Source organism: Streptococcus suis (assembly GCF_002964045.1).
In the GTDB taxonomy this organism is placed as follows: domain Bacteria; phylum Bacillota; class Bacilli; order Lactobacillales; family Streptococcaceae; genus Streptococcus; species Streptococcus suis_U.
Genome location: NZ_POPB01000484.1, coordinates 1 through 701, shown reverse-complemented (window position 1 = coordinate 701; position 701 = coordinate 1). Strand labels below are relative to the sequence as shown.

Genomic DNA, 701 nt, shown 5'->3' with positions numbered 1-701 from the left:
GAATTGGAAAATATCTTGTCAACACCAACTGGTGAACAATACTGGAACCTGGTCATAGCTTTTCCTTGCAAGGACTTCGTGCTTGATTTAAGCAAGGACGAACTCTCAGAAAGTATTCGTCAGTCCACCTCAAAACGGATTTCGGACAAGCGTGTGGCGTACTTAGCCGAAAAGCTGATAGCACTAGCTAATCAATCTTACTGTGCCGTCAAGAAAACCTCTCCAATACTAGAAGAGGTGCGTTACTATGCAAAAGAATTGCTTCGGCTTTCTGAACAGAGACAAGCAGTCTTAGACGAAATGGTGGAACTAGCCCAACCTTTACCAGAGTATGACATTCTGCTTTCTATTCCTGGTATCGCTGAGACTACTGCAACAAGTATTATTGGCGAACTGGGAGATATTCGCCGTTTTCAGTCTGCCAATCAAATCAATGCCTTTATCGGTATTGACCTGAGACACTATGAATCTGGAAACTTCATCGCTAAGGAACACATTACCAAGCGTGGCAATCCCTATGCTAGAAAGATTCTGTTCAAATGCATTCACAATATCGCTTCAGCTAGTCACACCAATCCTTGCCATATAGCAGACTTTTATGAGAAACGAAAAAGGCAATCGCAAATGACTTCAACCAAGCCACACACGATTGCCTCCATACATCGTCTCATTCGGACAATGTATTACCTCATAACGCATAA

At 42.7% G+C, this 701-nt stretch carries 1 protein-coding gene; it reads left to right on the top strand.

The genetic code is table 11. The features are described 5' to 3' along the window. The coding region (locus C1E99_RS12170) for a transposase (protein WP_153060223.1) at positions 1–701 on the top strand (701 nt) is incomplete at both ends.